The sequence below is a fragment of the Chitinophaga chungangae genome, from assembly GCF_017742215.1.
Classification (GTDB): Bacteria; Bacteroidota; Bacteroidia; order Chitinophagales; family Chitinophagaceae; genus Chitinophaga; species Chitinophaga chungangae.
On the sequence record NZ_JAGHKP010000002.1, the window covers coordinates 530737 to 546782 of the forward strand.

At 51.5% G+C, this 16046-nt stretch carries 10 protein-coding genes; 5 read left to right on the forward strand and 5 right to left on the reverse strand.

Going from position 1 to position 16046, the window contains the following annotated elements; genetic code table 11:
• Positions 1-471 precede the first annotated feature (471 nt).
• A complete protein-coding gene (locus tag J7I43_RS10255; protein WP_236023353.1) occupies positions 472-1050 on the reverse strand; it encodes a TraR/DksA family transcriptional regulator in 579 nt (192 codons plus the stop codon).
• Between J7I43_RS10255 and J7I43_RS10260 the strand changes: the two genes are divergently transcribed.
• Positions 1016-1564, forward strand: a complete 549-nt coding sequence (locus J7I43_RS10260) for a hypothetical protein (RefSeq protein WP_209145580.1) — start codon at positions 1016-1018, stop codon at positions 1562-1564. The two genes, J7I43_RS10255 and J7I43_RS10260, sit on opposite strands and share 35 nt — an antisense overlap.
• Here J7I43_RS10260 and ileS read toward each other — a convergent pair.
• Complete coding sequence (gene ileS / locus J7I43_RS10265) at positions 1544-4870, reverse strand: isoleucine--tRNA ligase (protein ID WP_209145581.1); 3327 nt, start codon at positions 4868-4870, stop codon at positions 1544-1546. The two genes, J7I43_RS10260 and ileS, sit on opposite strands and share 21 nt — an antisense overlap.
• 228 nt (positions 4871-5098) lie before the next feature.
• Here ileS and J7I43_RS10270 point away from each other — a divergent pair, with 228 nt between their 5' ends.
• Positions 5099-5566: a PepSY-like domain-containing protein gene (locus J7I43_RS10270; RefSeq protein ID WP_209145582.1), complete on the forward strand. Its 468-nt coding sequence runs from the start codon at positions 5099-5101 to the stop codon at positions 5564-5566.
• 398 nt (positions 5567-5964) lie between these two features.
• Here the strand turns inward: J7I43_RS10270 and J7I43_RS10275 are convergent, their stop codons facing one another.
• Positions 5965-6891, reverse strand: a complete 927-nt coding sequence (locus J7I43_RS10275) for a helix-turn-helix domain-containing protein (protein WP_209145583.1) — start codon at positions 6889-6891, stop codon at positions 5965-5967.
• Positions 6892-7013: 122 nt separating this feature from the next.
• Here J7I43_RS10275 and J7I43_RS10280 point away from each other — a divergent pair, with 122 nt between their 5' ends.
• The 3 genes from J7I43_RS10280 (at position 7014) to J7I43_RS10290 (ending at position 11588) form a co-directional block, all read left to right on the forward strand.
• Entirely contained in the window at positions 7014-8684 is a 1671-nt protein-coding gene (locus tag J7I43_RS10280) for an AsmA family protein (protein WP_209145584.1), read from the forward strand.
• Between the two features lie 199 nt (positions 8685-8883).
• On the forward strand, positions 8884-10863 hold the full coding sequence (gene gyrB, locus J7I43_RS10285) for a DNA topoisomerase (ATP-hydrolyzing) subunit B (RefSeq protein ID WP_209145585.1): 1980 nt from the start codon (positions 8884-8886) through the stop codon (positions 10861-10863).
• A gap of 212 nt (positions 10864-11075) precedes the next feature.
• Positions 11076-11588: a hypothetical protein gene (locus tag J7I43_RS10290; RefSeq protein WP_209145586.1), complete on the forward strand. Its 513-nt coding sequence runs from the start codon at positions 11076-11078 to the stop codon at positions 11586-11588.
• 208 nt (positions 11589-11796) lie between these two features.
• Here the strand turns inward: J7I43_RS10290 and J7I43_RS10295 are convergent, their stop codons facing one another.
• The gene (locus J7I43_RS10295) at positions 11797-12519 is read right to left on the reverse strand and encodes an SIMPL domain-containing protein (protein ID WP_209145587.1); all 723 of its coding nucleotides are present in this window, start codon (positions 12517-12519) and stop codon (positions 11797-11799) included.
• Between the two features lie 144 nt (positions 12520-12663).
• Positions 12664-16035 (reverse strand): transcription-repair coupling factor, encoded by a 3372-nt coding sequence (gene mfd, locus J7I43_RS10300; RefSeq protein WP_209145588.1) that lies wholly within the window; start codon positions 16033-16035, stop codon positions 12664-12666.
• Between the last annotated feature and the right edge of the window lie 11 nt (positions 16036-16046).

A 16046-nucleotide genomic window follows, 5' to 3' on the forward strand; every position in this document is an offset into this window, starting at 1 on the left:
GGATAGTTTCTCGTGTATTTCGAAGTGCGCCTGTGTTTCGGAGTATGCAGGGCCATTCCCGGATAGTTTTTCGTGTATCTCGAAATATGCCTGTGTTTCAGGTATGAAGGAAGGGCCGTTCCGGATAGTTTCTCGTGTATTTCGAAGTGCGCCTGTGTTTCGGAGTATGCAGGGCCATTCCCGGATAGTTTTTCGTGTATCTCGAAATATGCCTGTGTTTCAGGTATGAAGGAAGGGCCGTTCCGGATAGTCTCTCGTGTATTTCGAAGTGCGTCTGTGTTTCGGAGTATGCAGGGCCATTCCCGGATAGTTTTTCGTGTATCTCGAAATATGCCTGTGTTTCAGGTATGAAGGAAGCCGTTCCGGATGGTCTCTCGTGTATTTCGAAGTGCGCCTGTGTTTCGGGACATAAAAGAAGGGCCGCCCTTCGGACAGCCCTTCAATATATTGTGCGGCCGGTGGCCGGGTTCGTTATTTGCTTTTCGCAAGTTTTGCCTCGATGCTGAGGGTAGCATGGGGCACCGCTTTCAGGCGGGCTTTTTCGATCAGCTTGCCGGTTACGCGGCAGATACCGTATGTTTTGTTCTCGATGCGCACGAGGGCTTTTTCGAGGTGGTCGATGAACTGGATCTGGCGGCTTGCCATCTGGTTCAGCTGTTCACGTTCCTGTGAGCCGCTGCCGTCTTCCATGCTCATATATTTGTTTTCAGTATCGTCGGTGCCTGCTTCGTCCTTACGGGTGATGAGGCCCTGGAGGTATACCAGTTCTTTTTTGGCCGCTTCCAGTTTTTTCAGGATGATCTCCCGGAATTCCTGGAGCTCAGGGTCGCTATAACGATATATCGGGCCGGCAGGTGCTTCCGGCTGATCCAGTACTGATTTGGTGAATTCCGGAGAATAAGTCACGGTTTTCATTACCGGTCGGCTGCCGGCGGCCTTTGAAGGAGTTCTGGAAGACGGTTTCTCAGTAGTCCTCCTGGCAGGTTCTTCCACCCTGGTCTTTTTTACCGGTTCCTTGTCTGGTTTATCCTGTTTACTCTTTGATGCCATTATATCTACTTTTTCTACGGGTTTAGAAATAAACGGTTCGCGCGGTGATTGTTTTTCTGCCGGTTTGCTGGCCGTTACGGGAGCGGGCTTCGCCTTGGGCGCCGGAGCGGGCTTCTTAACAGGAGCCTTGGCAACAACGGCCGTTTTTTTAGCAGCGGGAGCTTTAGCTGCCGGTGCTTTTTTGGCCGGTGCGGATTTTACTGCTTTGACGGGCTTTTTGGCTACTTCCGCTTTCTTTTTGGCGGGAACTGCCTTCGAAGGGGCTGCTTTTGCCGCTACTTTTTTCACCGCTGCTTTTTTAGGAGCGGGCTTCGCTGCTTTAGGCGCCGCCTTTTTCGCAACAGCTTTCTTCGGCGAAGCCGCAGCCTTTTTGGCAGGCGCCGGTTTGGACGCAGCTTTCTTAGGCGCAGCAGCCTTTTTGGCTACAGCTTTCTTGGCAGGAACCGCCTTCTTGGTAGTTTTACTAGCAACCTTCTTCTTTGTTGCCATGGGATTAGCTTTTTTTGTTAACTAATACGTTGAATTTAAGATCGTTAACTTCTACTTCTATGCCCTCCAGTAATTGCGGCACTATCTCCAAACTATCTGCCAAAATTTCCGTGCAAATATAGTCATTAAAGTTAATTATCGCCGATTTCAGGGCCTCCACGTCAGCCACTTTAACAGCAATACGGTCAGTCAGTTCAAAATCACTGTCCTTCCGTATCTTCTGAATCCGGTTAACCAGCTCACGGGCATTGCCCTCATCCAATAAATCAGGGGTGATGGTAATATCAAGCGCCACGGTTAACGAGCCTTTATTCGCCACCGTCCATCCCGGAATGTCTTCCGAAATGATCTCAACATCGGTTAACTGGATCGGAACCTGCTCATTCTCAATTATTAAGCCAAAACTGCCGTTTTTCTCCAATTCGGCAATCTCATGCTGCGTAAACGCACCGATCGCAGCAGCCACCGATTTCATCTTCGCACCCATACGGCTGCCAAGCGTTTTGAAGTTGGGCTTAATCTTTTTCTTGATAAAACCTTCGGTTTCCGTAAGATAGTCAATACTTTTTACATTCACTTCGCTTTTTATCAAATGTTCCACCAAAACCAGCTGGTCTTTCATATGAGGGTCCAGCACCGGGATCAGTATCTTCTGCAACGGCTGCCTTACCTTGATATTCGTCTTTTTCCGCAGGCTCAGCACCAGCGACGACACATCCTGCGCCAGCTGCATCCTTTCCTCCAGGTCCGGGTCTATCGCCGCGGCATCCGCCACGGGGAAACGGGTGAGGTGAACGCTTTCTTCCTGCTGACGGTCGCTCACGCTGTTCAGGTTGCGGTACAGCCAGTCCGTAAAGAACGGGCTCACCGGCGCCATCAGCTGCGCGATCTTCTCCAGGCATTCGTACAGGGTCTGGTAAGCGCTGATCTTGTCATGCTCATACTCTCCTTTCCAGAACCGGCGGCGGCAAAGGCGCACGTACCAGTTGCTCAGGTGCTCGTCCACAAACTCCTGCACCGCGCGGCCCGCCTGTGTGGGCTCGTAATCTTCCATGCTGGCAGTTACCTGTTTTACCAGGCTGTTCAGCAGCGAAATGATCCAGCGGTCGATCTCCGGCCGTTGCTCCAGCGGGATGTAAGCTTCTTTGAACCCGAAATTGTCCAGGTTCGCGTACATCGCGAAGAAGTTGTAAGTATTATATAAGGTACCGAACAGTTTACGCTGCACTTCCCGGATGCCCTCCACGTCGAACTTCATATTGTCCCAGGGAGAAGCATTGGTGATCATGTACCAGCGGGTGGCGTCCGCGCCGAACTGCTGGATGGTGGTGAACGGGTCTACCACGTTCCCCACGCGTTTGCTCATTTTGTTGCCGTTTTTGTCCAGCACCAAACCGTTGGAAACAACCGTTTTATACGCCACGCTGTCGAAAAGCATCACGGCAAGGGCATGGAGTGTGTAAAACCATCCACGGGTCTGGTCTACGCCTTCGGCGATAAAGTCCGCCGGGAAAGCCTGGCCTTTTTCGAGCATTTCCCTGTTTTCGAAAGGATAATGCCATTGCGCAACCGGCATGGCGCCTGAATCGAACCAAACGTCGATCAGGTCCGGCTCGCGGCGCATGGGTTTGCCGGTGGAGCTTACGAGGATGATATCGTCTACATACGGTTTATGCAGGTCTAGGATGCCTTCGTGCAGGTAATGTTTGTTCACATCGCCGCCGAGCACTTCATTGGCCAGCCTGATACCCTCGTTCAGCTCGGCGATGCTGCCGATGCAGATCTCCTCGCTGCCGTCTTCCGTGCGCCAGATGGGCAGCGGGGTGCCCCAGTAACGGCTGCGGGAAAGGTTCCAGTCCACCATGTTCTCCAGCCACTGGCCGAAGCGGCCGCTGCCGGTGGAAGCGGGTTTCCAGTTGATGGTCTTGTTCAGCTCCACCATGCGGTCTTTCATGGCGGTGGTTTTGATGAACCATGCGTCCAGCGGGTAATACAGCACGGGTTTGTCCGTACGCCAGCAATGCGGGTAGGTGTGCTCGTACTTTTCCACTTTAAAGGCGCGGTTTTCCTTTTTTAGCTTTACGGCTATGTCTACGTCCACGTCCTTATAGTCCGGGTCGTTTTTATAATCTTTTACGTAACGGCCGGAAAACTCGCCGACATTATCGGTGAATTTCCCCTGGCGGTCTACCAGCGTAAGGATGCCGATACCGTATTTTTTCCCGACGCGGTTATCGTCCGCACCAAAAGCCGGCGCAGTATGCACGATGCCGGTACCGTCTTCGGTGGTCACGAAATCGCCGAGCAGCACGCGGAAGGGATCGCCTTCTTCGGGCTGTGCGAAAGGCAGCAGCTGTTCGTAACGGATGTTCTCCAGCTGGTTCCCTTTGAAACCGGCGATCACTTTCCAGGGCAGTATTTTCGTTTCGGCGGTATATCCTTCAAAATCACCGTTTTCGCCTTCCGGTTTGAAATATTTCCCGGCAAGGTCTTTCGCCAGCACTACATTGATCGGCAAATGAGTGTAGGGATTGAAGGTTTTCACCAGCACATAATCGATATTGCCGCCTACGGTAAGACCGAGGTTGCTGGGAAGCGTCCAGGGCGTGGTGGTCCAGGCGAGGAAAAACACCTGGTCTGAACCGGCGGCGTTGAACAGGAACTGCGATTTGTCTGACTGCAGCGCCCTGAACATGGCCACGATCGTGGTGTCTTTCACGTCTTTATAGGTACCGGGCTGGTTCAGCTCGTGCGAGCTGAGACCGGTGCCGGCCGCGGGCGAATACGGCTGGATGCTGACGCTTTTATATAAAAGTCCTTTTTTATACAGCTGTTGCAGGCACCACCACAGGCTTTCGATATAGGAATTGTCGAATGTGATGTAAGGGTGCTCGAGGTCTACCCAATAGCCCATTTTGCGGGTCAGGTCTTCCCAGCGGTCTTTATATTTTAATACTTCCTTGCGGCAGGTGTCATTGTATTCGGCGATGGAGATCTTTTTACCGATATCTTCCTTGGTGATGCCGAGCGCTTTTTCAACGCCGAGCTCTACGGGAAGGCCATGGGTATCCCAGCCGCTTTTGCGTTTTACCTGGAAACCCTGCATGGTTTTGTACCGGCATACGAGGTCTTTGAGGGCGCGGGATATCACGTGGTGAATGCCGGGCAGGCCGTTGGCGCTCGGGGGGCCTTCGTAGAACACGTAAGGGTCCGCGCCATCGCGGTTTGCGATGCTTTTCTCAAAAATCTGGTGCTTTTCCCACGCTTGCAGTATATCCTGTTCTATTTGCGGTAAATTCAGTTGATTGTATTCCTGGTATTTGCTGGACATAATCAATTTCCCACCCGGGTGCTTAAGTTTGGTATTTAAAATTCTGCGAAGTTACGAAAATACGTGCAGGTTTCAGAGTGCGGGTATACGGGAGAAAAAATAACAGATTTATGAAGAAAATGCCGGCAAAATTGAGTAATTTGCAATAAACTATGCTTGCTTTGCGTTTTTGGCATTGTTTTGGTTAGGATTCTGAAGAGTCTAACGCGATTATAAACCATATCTTTTATGAAAAAAGTAACGTTATTAATATGCGCTGCCATCTTCACATCCGGCATAGCGTTTTCACAGCAAAAGAAATCATCTAAAAAAGCCAAAACAGCCAAAAAAATAGAAGCGCCGGCGTCTGTCAAAGATGCATTTACACAAAATGCTGATTTTGCAGCAGCTACCGATGCGCAGTGGGCGAAAACCTCCGGCGGCAACTGGATCGCATCCTTCAACAGGGAAAATGTAAAAACCGCTGTTGAATACAACGCCGAAGGCACATGGGTGGCTACCCGCAGCACTTTCGAAACAGGTAACCTGCCTGAAACAGTTTTGGGAACATTGAAGAACAAATATCCCTCCGCTGTTGTTAAAGAAGGGTGGAAAATCGAAAGAGCGGACGTGGCGCCTTATTATAAAGTAAATATTGACGATAACGGGACTGCCAAAACCGTACTGCTGAACGATGCTGGCACCATTGTTGATTAAGAATATTTACCAACAAAGACATTCATTAAGTATTTCATAGGTATAGGGATAAATAGGACAGACCCTGCTCTTTTGGGCGGGGTTTTTCTTTTGCCGCAACTCCCGCCAAAATTCCGGGCACAAAAAAAAGCCGTCACAGAAAAGTAACGGCTTTATGCAAATTACGGTGGAAAAACTTACGGACTTGGCAGTGCAGATTAGGTCTTTGTGGTGTTTGATATGCACCGCCTTAATGGCTTTACTATCGCCAGCAAGCTTTTCCCTTAGGTCAAATCTGATAAGGAAGCTTATGAGGAACCCCGGATAGACATCCAAAGATCGTAACACAAAGAAAGTACAATCCTCGGTGTGCGCTTTATCGAATCGGGAAAAGTAATGATCGTAAAAGGAAAAACCGCCTAACGCAGCAGCAACTCACACGGTTTCAGGCCCGTATGTTTTTTAAACGCGGTGGAGAAATGGGAAATGCAGGAATATCCCATCATGATGGCTACTTCCGAAACGGACAAGCCTCTTTCGTATAACAGGCCCTTGGCCTTTTCCATCCTTTCTTTCTGGAAATAATCGTAGATGGTGGTGCCGTACACCGCTTTGAATCCTTTTTTGAGGTAACATTCGTTCATCGCCACCCTTCTCGCCAGGTCGCGGATGGTGATCGGCGCGTCCAGCTGCTCCAGCAAAATGTTGCGCGCTTTTTCGATCTTCTCGCGGTCTTCCAGGTGCGTCAGGAAACGGCAGCCATAACGCTCGTCCGTATCGTTCTGGATAAACTGGTCTGAACTGAACAGCAGAAGCTCCAAAGCTTTGCTTTGCAGGAAAATATTTTTCAGCACGCCTTCGTAATTGTGATGCACCATCTGCTCCAGGACCGATTTGCTTTTGGTGCAGGGCTGGATGGTTTTTACGAAAGGTTTTTTGGATTGAAGCTCGAAAAGGGAGAAAGATGTGTTCCCTTTTTGCAGGGACTGGATGAATGCAGGCTGGAAACGAACGGTGATCATGTCCACGGAAGGCAATTTGGTATTGCAGTCCTCGTGTTTGTGACCGTCTGCGCATACCTTGTCGGTACAATTGGGCTTCTGGCAATATTTGTTGCCTGCCACGCAATACCGCAGCTCGATAGCAGCGCTTTTTCCCCGTTTTGCGGGCTGGTATACCACCATCGCCACATCCTCCACCGGTAACGGGCGTTCGTAAACGAAGCGCTGGAGAGAATAATCAAGGCAGTCAGGAACCGATACATTATCGGCCTCGGCAAGCTGCAACTGGTCGCCCATGGCGGGTTGCGGGATAGCGAGCGTTAAAAGTTCCTGTACTTCCTTCATATATTTTCACCCATTGAGCCACAAAATTAACGAATCGTTGTTATAATTCTTACAGTTTGACACAGTCGTTACAAATCCGCCTATTTCCCTAATTGGTATAAATTTAGCAACAGTAAAGGCGCATGAAGAAGTTCTGGAAGATCATACTAACGGTGGCGGCTATTCTGGCCGCGATAGTGCTGGGAACGGCCTGGTACCTCAATAACCACTGGAAAGGCATCATGGACAAACAGCTCCGGCGTTACGTCAGCGAAGGGTCGGACAGCCTGTATACCCTCGCCTATGGCGACATCAGCCTCAACCTGCTTACCGGCAGCGTAAGCATCAAAAACGTGGCGCTGCTGCCGGACAGCGCCGTGTATAACCGGCTGGTGGCGGAAAGCCGGGCGCCGCAGATGATCTACAACGCCAAAATGAGCTATGTGCGGGTGTCAGGCCTTAAGATCTGGAAATATTTCATCGGTAAAGAAGTGGACGCTTCGGGATTCACCATGGAAGACCCCGAGATCACCGTCGTGCAAGACCTCCGCAGCCGCGACACCACGCCCCAGAAGAGCTTCTACGCCGCCATGAACCAGCTCATCCACAACTTCCGCATCGGGCGCATAGACCTCGCCAACACCCGCCTTTCTTACGTGCAGATCCGGGAAGACAGCAGCCGGAAGATCACCAAACTGGACAATCTCGACGTGCGGCTGCGCGACCTGCAGATCGATTCCATGACCGAAAAAGACCTTTCCCGCGTGCTCTACGCGCAGAATTTCGACGTATCGCTCGAAAAGTGGGACTACCGTACGCCGGACAGCCTGTATTGGCTGCACGTGAACAATATCAGTTACAATGCCATCGAAAAGGCGCTGAGCGTGGAAAACGTGCAGCTGGAGCCGCGGTATAAAAAAGCCGATTTCGATAAAAAGATCGTGACGCAGAACGACCGGTTCGAGCTCGCTTTCAATCATATCAAAGCGGAAGGCGTAACGCTGCAAAACCTGCTGCGGCAGACCATTTTCATCAGAACGGCCAGCATAGACGGCGGCGAGCTGCACGCTTACCGCAACCGCGCCCTGCCTTACCCGCCGGGCGACAAATACGGCGGTTTTCCGAACCAGCTGCTGGACAAACTCCAGCTGCCGCTCACCATCGACACGTTGAAGGCGCAGGGCGTTCATATTTCTTACACGGAGCTGCACCCGCAGACCGGGGAAGCGGGCAGGATCGAATTTCACCAGGCCGGCGGCACGTTCACCAACATCACCAACCAGGATTCACTGATAGAACGGAACCATCACTGTATTGCAGACCTGCACGCCGTGCTGATGCGCACCGGCAAGCTGAGGGCGCGTTTCGATTTCGAGCTGGGCAGCAAGACCGGCGTGTTCGGCGTATCCGGCCAGCTGAGGGGGATGGACGGGCGGGAAATGAACCCCGCTACGCGGCCGCTGGGCGAAGTGGCGATCCGCTCGGCCAACATCCGCGAGATGGATTTTAACCTGAAAGGCAACGAGAGAAGCTGCTCCGGCACGCTCAGGCTGCTGTACAGCGACCTCAAGATCGATTTCCTGAAAGACATGGAAAATGCGAAAGGGAAAAAACGGAAGAAAGGGCTGGTGAGCTTTATCGCCAACCTGATGGCGCTGCATAACGAAAACCCACCGCCGGACGGGCCGGTGCGTATCGCAAAACCGCGGTTCACGCGCGACCCGAAGAAGTCATTTTTTAACCTGGTATGGAAGACGATCTTTACCGGCATCAAAGAGACGGTGCTGACGGATGCGGCGGCGGGACTGATGTAAAAAAGGCCGTCCTTTTCGCGTTAAAGGGCGCGTTACAAAGTGTAATTATTCTCAATATATAACACTGCGGCATATCTGCAATTCACAAGCTGTCCACACCCCTTAAATAAGCCCTTTTTTTCATGGAAATTAGGCTGATTTTGCGTACATTTGCTGGATTGTCTACCATTTTGTTAAAAATAGATTTTCAGCTAAAAATATGAGTGAAGAACTAGTGCAAGCAACTACCCCCAACAACGGATATGATGCGGGTAGCATTCAGGTATTGGAAGGGTTGGAAGCGGTGCGTAAACGTCCTGCCATGTATATCGGCGACATCGGGGTGAAAGGTTTACATCATCTCGTATACGAAGTAGTCGACAACTCCATCGACGAAGCGCTAGCCGGGTATTGCAAAAACATCGAGGTAACGATCTGTGAAGACAATTCGATCCGCGTGAAGGACGACGGCCGCGGTATTCCCACCGGCATGCACCCCAAGGAAAAACGTTCCGCGCTGGAAGTGGTAATGACCGTACTGCACGCCGGCGGCAAGTTCGACAAGAACACCTACAAGGTATCCGGCGGTTTGCACGGTGTGGGCGTAAGTTGCGTGAACGCGCTCAGCGATCCCCTGCACGTGATCGTTCACCGCGACGGCAAGATCTTCGAGCAGGCGTACAAAATGGGCCACCCCCAGTATTCCGTGCGCGAGATCGGCGACAGCGACATAACCGGCACCATTACACATTTCAAGCCGGACACCACGATCTTCACCGAAACCACCTATAACCGCGAAACCCTTGCGGGCCGCCTGCGCGAGCTGGCGTTCCTGAACAGGAAGATCCGCATCACCCTCACCGACGAACGTGAAAAAGACGAGAACGGCAACGCTTTCAGCGAAGTGTTCTACAGCGAGGGCGGCATCATCGAATTCGTGGAACTGATGGACAAAAACGGCCGCCGCAACCCGCTGGTGCCGCAGCCTATCTACATCGAAGCGCACGACGCGGCATCTAACGTTGCCGTGGAAGTGGCTTTGCTGTACAACGATTCTTTCAACGAGCACATTTTTTCCTACGTAAATAATATCAACACCATCGAAGGCGGCACCCACGTGGCCGGCTTCCGCAGGGCCATCACCCGCGTGTTCAAAGCCTACGGCGATAAGAACAAGATGTTCGAGAAATCGAAAGTGGAGGTTACGGGAGACGACTTCCGTGAAGGCCTCAGCTGTATCGTGAGCGTAAAAGTTCCCGAACCGCAGTTTGAAGGGCAGACCAAAACCAAGCTCGGCAACTCAGACGTGATGGGCATTGTGGACAGCGCCGTAGCCAACGTGCTGAACGACTACCTCGAAGAAAATCCCCGTGAAGCCAAAACCATCATCAACAAGGTGGTGCTGGCCGCGCAGGCCCGAGAGGCAGCCCGCAAGGCGCGCCAGATGGTGCAGCGCAAAAGCGTGATGACCGGCAGCGGCCTTCCCGGCAAACTGGCGGACTGCTCAGACAATGATCCCACCAAATGCGAGCTTTACCTCGTCGAAGGTGATTCGGCGGGCGGTACCGCCAAACAGGGCCGCAACCGTAACTTCCAGGCCATCCTGCCGCTGCGCGGTAAGATCCTGAACGTGGAAAAGGCGCTGGAGCACAAGATCTACGAAAACGAAGAGATCAAAAACATTTTCACTGCCCTTGGCGTAACCATCGGCACACCGGATGATGAAAAAGCCCTGAACCTCAGCAAGCTGCGTTATCACAAACTCATCATCATGACGGATGCCGACGTGGACGGAAGCCACATCGCCACGCTCATTCTCACTTTCGTATTCCGTTACATGAAAGAAATGGTGGAACAGGGTTATGTGTACCTCGCACAACCGCCGCTGTACCAGGTGAAAAAAGGCAAAGACCACATTTACGCCTGGAACGACGAGCAGCGCAAGGCAGCCGTTTCCAAACTGGCCGGCGCCGGCAGGGAAGACAGCGTGACCATCCAGCGATACAAAGGTTTGGGTGAAATGAACGCCGAACAACTATGGGACACCACCATGAACCCCGACGCGCGCACGCTGAAACAAGTAACGATCGACAGCGCGTTCGAAGCCGACCGCATCTTTACCATGCTGATGGGCGATGAAGTTCCCCCGCGCAGGGAGTTCATCGAATCTCATGCGAAATATGCGAGAATCGACGCGTAATGCGTTTTAATAGATAATAAGAAAGCCGTCCCGGAGCAATTCCGGGACGGCTTTCTTGCTTCATAATCATTCTAAAACGCGTCTGTTTCAATCTTTTCTATCCCGCACTCCAACATTTTTTCAATATTAGTCACGAACTTTATTTATAAAATATTTTTATAATCTATAAAGATATTCTATATTGCACGAACATAACCTATACCGACGTACCTATGAAAACCAGATATTTTCTCCCGGCCATCGGCCTCATCGCCGCATTGTGCTTCACCGCCTGCGAAAAAAAAGATCCCTTCAAGGATAACAAAAGCGAAGGTTATCTTACCCTGAAGCTGGACGGGCAGGAACTCACGGTTACCAAACAACTTACCGGAAGCCTGCACGACACCGCGGCCAACGCCATGCTGGTAGTCAGCGGCATGACCAGCGACAATCAACTCGTTACCGTCAATATCCTGTTCCCGGACAAACAGCTGAAACCCGGCACCTACAACCTCGATCTGAACGGCTTCAACTCCCTCGGATGGATGAAAACGCTTGGCTCCAGCGAAAGTTATGCGGCAGACGATCTCACGATCGGCGCTTCTTCGTCCATCAAAATTGAATCGGTGAGCGAAACAGCCGCCAAAGGCACTTTTTCCGGCGTGCTTATTCACGATGTGGACGAGACTAAAAAGAAAACCATTACCGAAGGCAAATTCGATGTAACGGTGCTTAAAATGTACTAACCGATTTTATCATACCATGTCCTATTTATCCCAACTTACCTGATTTGATGCCGGCGGCATCAAGTAGCAAAATAGAAATGAAAACAGTTAAACGACAGTAGAACAAAGTCCATTCGTCTTCCGGCGCACGCGACTTATCAGACAGACAAAAAGGGCTACCAGTGACGACTGGAAGCCCTTTTCTCTTTTAGTTCAATTCAGTATACCCTTATTTGATCCCGAACACGGCCCTTACTTCGGCGCGTACTTTGATCGTTTTGAAATCGATATTGGAATCAGGAGCGCCGCCCATATCGGCTGCCGCGGCTTTGAACGTTCTCACGTTCGCCATTTCGGGGCGCACGTCGCTGTAATGATCGGTGTTGAATTCCTGTATCTCGATCACGCCGCCGATCTTTTCATCGATAGCGGCCAGCAGGTATTCGGCTTTGGCTTTCGCGGCTTTCAGCGCGTTCGTTTTTACCTGTTTGCGGTACTCTTCCATTTTGCTGCTGGAGAAGGAAGCGATGTTCACGCTTTCAATGCCTTCTTCGTCTACCGCCGCGAGAATGCCGTTGATCTTGTCGAGCCTGTTCAGCTTCAGACGGTATTGTTTACGCGCCATAAAATCTTCGGGCGTTTTTTTCTTTTTCCACCACTGGTCGTAGTTGTAACCGAACACATTTTCGATGGTGAAGTTTTCTTTGGCGATGCCGGCGGCTTCCACCGCTTTCTGCAGCTGCGATTCCAGCGTGGTGATGGCTACTTTCTGCGTTTTGTTCTTCATGTACTCACGCAGCGTGATATTCAGCCAGATCTCGTCCGGGGTGATCTCGAGCTCCGCGGAACCAGTTACTTCGATCTTCTTAACCGGGGGTTTGGTTTCAGTAGTCTGTGCAAAGGATGTAGCTGTCATAATGAGTGCCATTAATAATACGGTTAATCTTTTCATTGCTTTCAGTTTTAAATTCACAGTCAGGATGCAGGGGATTACCTGGTTTCCATATGCCCTTTTGGGCTTTAACTTTTTTTTGTGTTTTTGAGTCAGGTTAATAATGAGGGTGTAACGTTCGGGGCAAAGATATGTTACAATTGATTAACTGCGTGCGTCTGTCATTTTGCGGAGGAAGCCGTGGAGGTCGTTCATGTTTTTGATCCGGTCCACGATCAGCATGAAGTTTTTGCCGATCTGTTTGAGGCGCGCGTTGTTGGTGCGCGTTTGAATGTAATGCAGGATGTGCTGGAATGTGGGCGATTCGAAATACGGGCTGTCAGGATTATTGATAAAATAACAGCGCAGCGTTTCCTCTTTGAGGATCATTTTTTCGAAACCCAATTCTATCGCCATCCAGCGGCTGCGTATCATCGTGAACAGATCGGCCACCGGCCCGGGGATAGGCCCGAAGCGGTCTTCCATGCCTTTGATGAACTCCTCCAGCTTGTCTTCTTTGGTGATATTGTCCAGCTCCTGGTAAAGGTTCAGCCTTTCCTGGATGCTCTCCACGTACGAATCGGGGATAAGTATTTCCAGGTCGGTGTCTATCGTACAATCGTTGATAAAATCTTTCTTTTCTTCCAGCTGTTCTTTGAACAGGTCTTTGAAGTCGGTCTGTTTCAGTTCGCGGATGGCTTCGTCCAATATCTTTTGATACATATCGAAACCGATCTCCGCAATAAACCCGCTTTGTTCGCCGCCTAATAAATTTCCCGCGCCGCGGATATCGAGGTCGCGCATCGCGATCTGGAAACCGCTGCCCAGCTCACTGTGCTGTTCCAGGGTGGATAAACGTTTGCGGCTGTCTGCCGGAAGCGTGCTCATCGGCGGCGCCAGCAGGTAACAGAACGCTTTTTTATTGCTTCGCCCTACCCTTCCGCGCAGCTGGTGAAGGTCGCTGAGGCCGAAGTGATGCGCGTTGTTGATGATGATGGTGTTTGCATTGGAAATATCCACGCCGCTTTCGACGATATTGGTGCATACCAGCACGTCGTATTTACGGTCGATGAAGTCCAGGATCACTTCTTCCAGCTTATGCCCTTCCAGCTGGCCATGCGCGGTGGCGATGCTCAGGTCGGGGCACAGTTCCTGGATCAGGCCGGCCATTTCACGCAAACCGTTGATCCGGTTGTGAATAAAATACACCTGCCCGCCGCGTTCCGTTTCATAATAGATCGCATCGCGGATCTGCTCCTTGTCCCATACCGCCACTTCCGTTTCGATCGGCTGGCGGTTGGGGGGCGGCGTATTGATCACGGAAAGGTCGCGCGCGCCCATAAGGGAAAATTGCAGCGTTCTCGGGATAGGCGTTGCCGTTAGTGTGAGCGTGTCTACGTTCACCTTCATCGTTTTCAGCTTTTCCTTGGCGGTTACGCCGAATTTCTGTTCTTCGTCTATCACCATCACGCCGAGGTCTTTAAACTTCACTTCCTTTCCCAGCAAGGCATGCGTGCCAATGATGATATCTATTTTGCCTTCTTCGAGGCGTTTGAGCGTTTCTTTCTTTTCTTTCGCCGATTTGAAACGGTTGATGTAGTCCACCGTGCAGGGGAAATCTTTCAACCTGTCGGAGAATGTTTTGTAATGCTGAAAAGCGAGGATGGTGGTGGGAACCAGCACCGCGGCCTGTTTGCCGTCTACCACGGTTTTAAACGCGGCGCGCACGGCCACTTCTGTTTTACCAAAACCTACGTCGCCGCACACGAGCCTGTCCATCGGCGAAGCGGATTCCATATCGCGCTTTACATCGGCGGTGGCCTTGCTTTGGTCCGGCGTGTCTTCATAAATGAACGACGCTTCCAGCTCAGTTTGCAGGTAAGTATCGGGCGTATGCGCAAACCCTTGCTGGGCTTTACGCGCGGCGTAGAGTTTGATGAGGTCTTTGGCGATGTCCTTTACTTCGGTCTTCGCCTTCTCCTTCAGTTTTTCCCATGCGTCGCTGCCGAGTTTGTTCACTTTCGGCGCCACGCCTTCCTTGCCGGTGTATTTGCTGATCTTGTGCAGTGAGTTGATGTTCACGTACAGCAAGTCGTTGTTTTTGTAAATGATGCGGATGGCTTCCTGCATCTTGCCGCCGGATTCGATCTTCTGCAACCCGCTGTACACGCCCACGCCATGATCGATGTGGGTCACGTAATCGCCGGGCTGCAGCTCTTTCAGCGTTTTCAGGGTGATCGCCTTGTTTTTGTTGTAGGCTTGTTTCACCTTGTATTTATGATAACGCTGGAAGATCTGGTGGTCGGTATAACACACCACTTTCAGGTCGTTATCGATAAAACCCGTGCTGATGGCGACCGGTATCGGGTAAAAGGGAATGTCCGCCTTCAGGTCTTCGAAAATACTGCGCAAACGTTCCAGCTGGCGCGGATTTTCGGCGAAAATGAAGATGGAGGATTTATTGCTGTTGTGTTTACCGAGGTCTTTGATCAGCAGGTCGAACTGGCGGTTGAACACCGGCTGTTCCGCCGTTTGATAAACGATCTCCTGTACGCCCGCGGGCACATTGCTGAAATTAAAATGCGGGCCGAACACGACGCAGGCGCGTTTCAGCAATTGCTGCATCAGGTTTTCGGCGGTTTCGAAATCTTCGGCGCCCAGCAGCATTTCTTCATCGTCGCTTACCCGCACTTTGTTGCCGGTCTGCAGCCAGTCCGCCAGCTTTTCTTCCATCTGGCCGATCACGCCCTGTACGTAAGACGGGTCTTTGATCCACACAACGGTGTTCTCCGGGAGAAAGTCCGGCAGGCTCATTTTCTGGTGGGTAACGGCCCGCGTGTCCATATTGGCGATGAGCGTTACCTGCATGAGCTTGCGCTCGCTGAGCTGTGTTTCGGGATCGAACAGGCGGATGGAATCCACTTCGTCTCCGAACAGCTCCATGCGGTAGGGCTTTTCGTTGCCGAAAGAATAAATGTCGAGAATGCCGCCGCGCACTGCGTACTGGCCGGGGCCGTACACGAAGTCGGAATGTTCGAAGCCCCAGCTGACGAGCTTTTCCAGCAATGCGTCCACCTTCAGGGTTTCGCCGACCTTTACATGCACCATATTGGCATTGTAAGCGGTGTTGCCGGCTACTTTTTCGTACAGCGCCTCCGGGTAGGTGATCAGGACCTTTTTATGCGTATTCCCCCCGGTGAGCTTCATGAGCGCTTCGGTGCGCAGCATGCTATGACTGCTGTTATATTCCTGGAACTGGCCTGTTTTTTTAAAGGAATCCGGGAAATAAAAAATGTCCAGCGCCTGGGTCAGCTGTTCGATATCGTTGTGAAAGTAGGCGGCTTCCTCTTTGTCGTTGAGAATAAAGAGGTGGTTGCAATCCGTGGCATTCCAGGCGGCGGAGGCCACGAAAGGAGCCGCGCTGCCCGTAAGGCCGGTGAGGTGAAAATAGCGGGGTTCGGGCAATATGATCCCGTCCGCCAGTGATTTCAGGCGGGGGTCGCGCTCATATAACTGTAAAACACCCTGCAAATTCATGAAGATTGCAA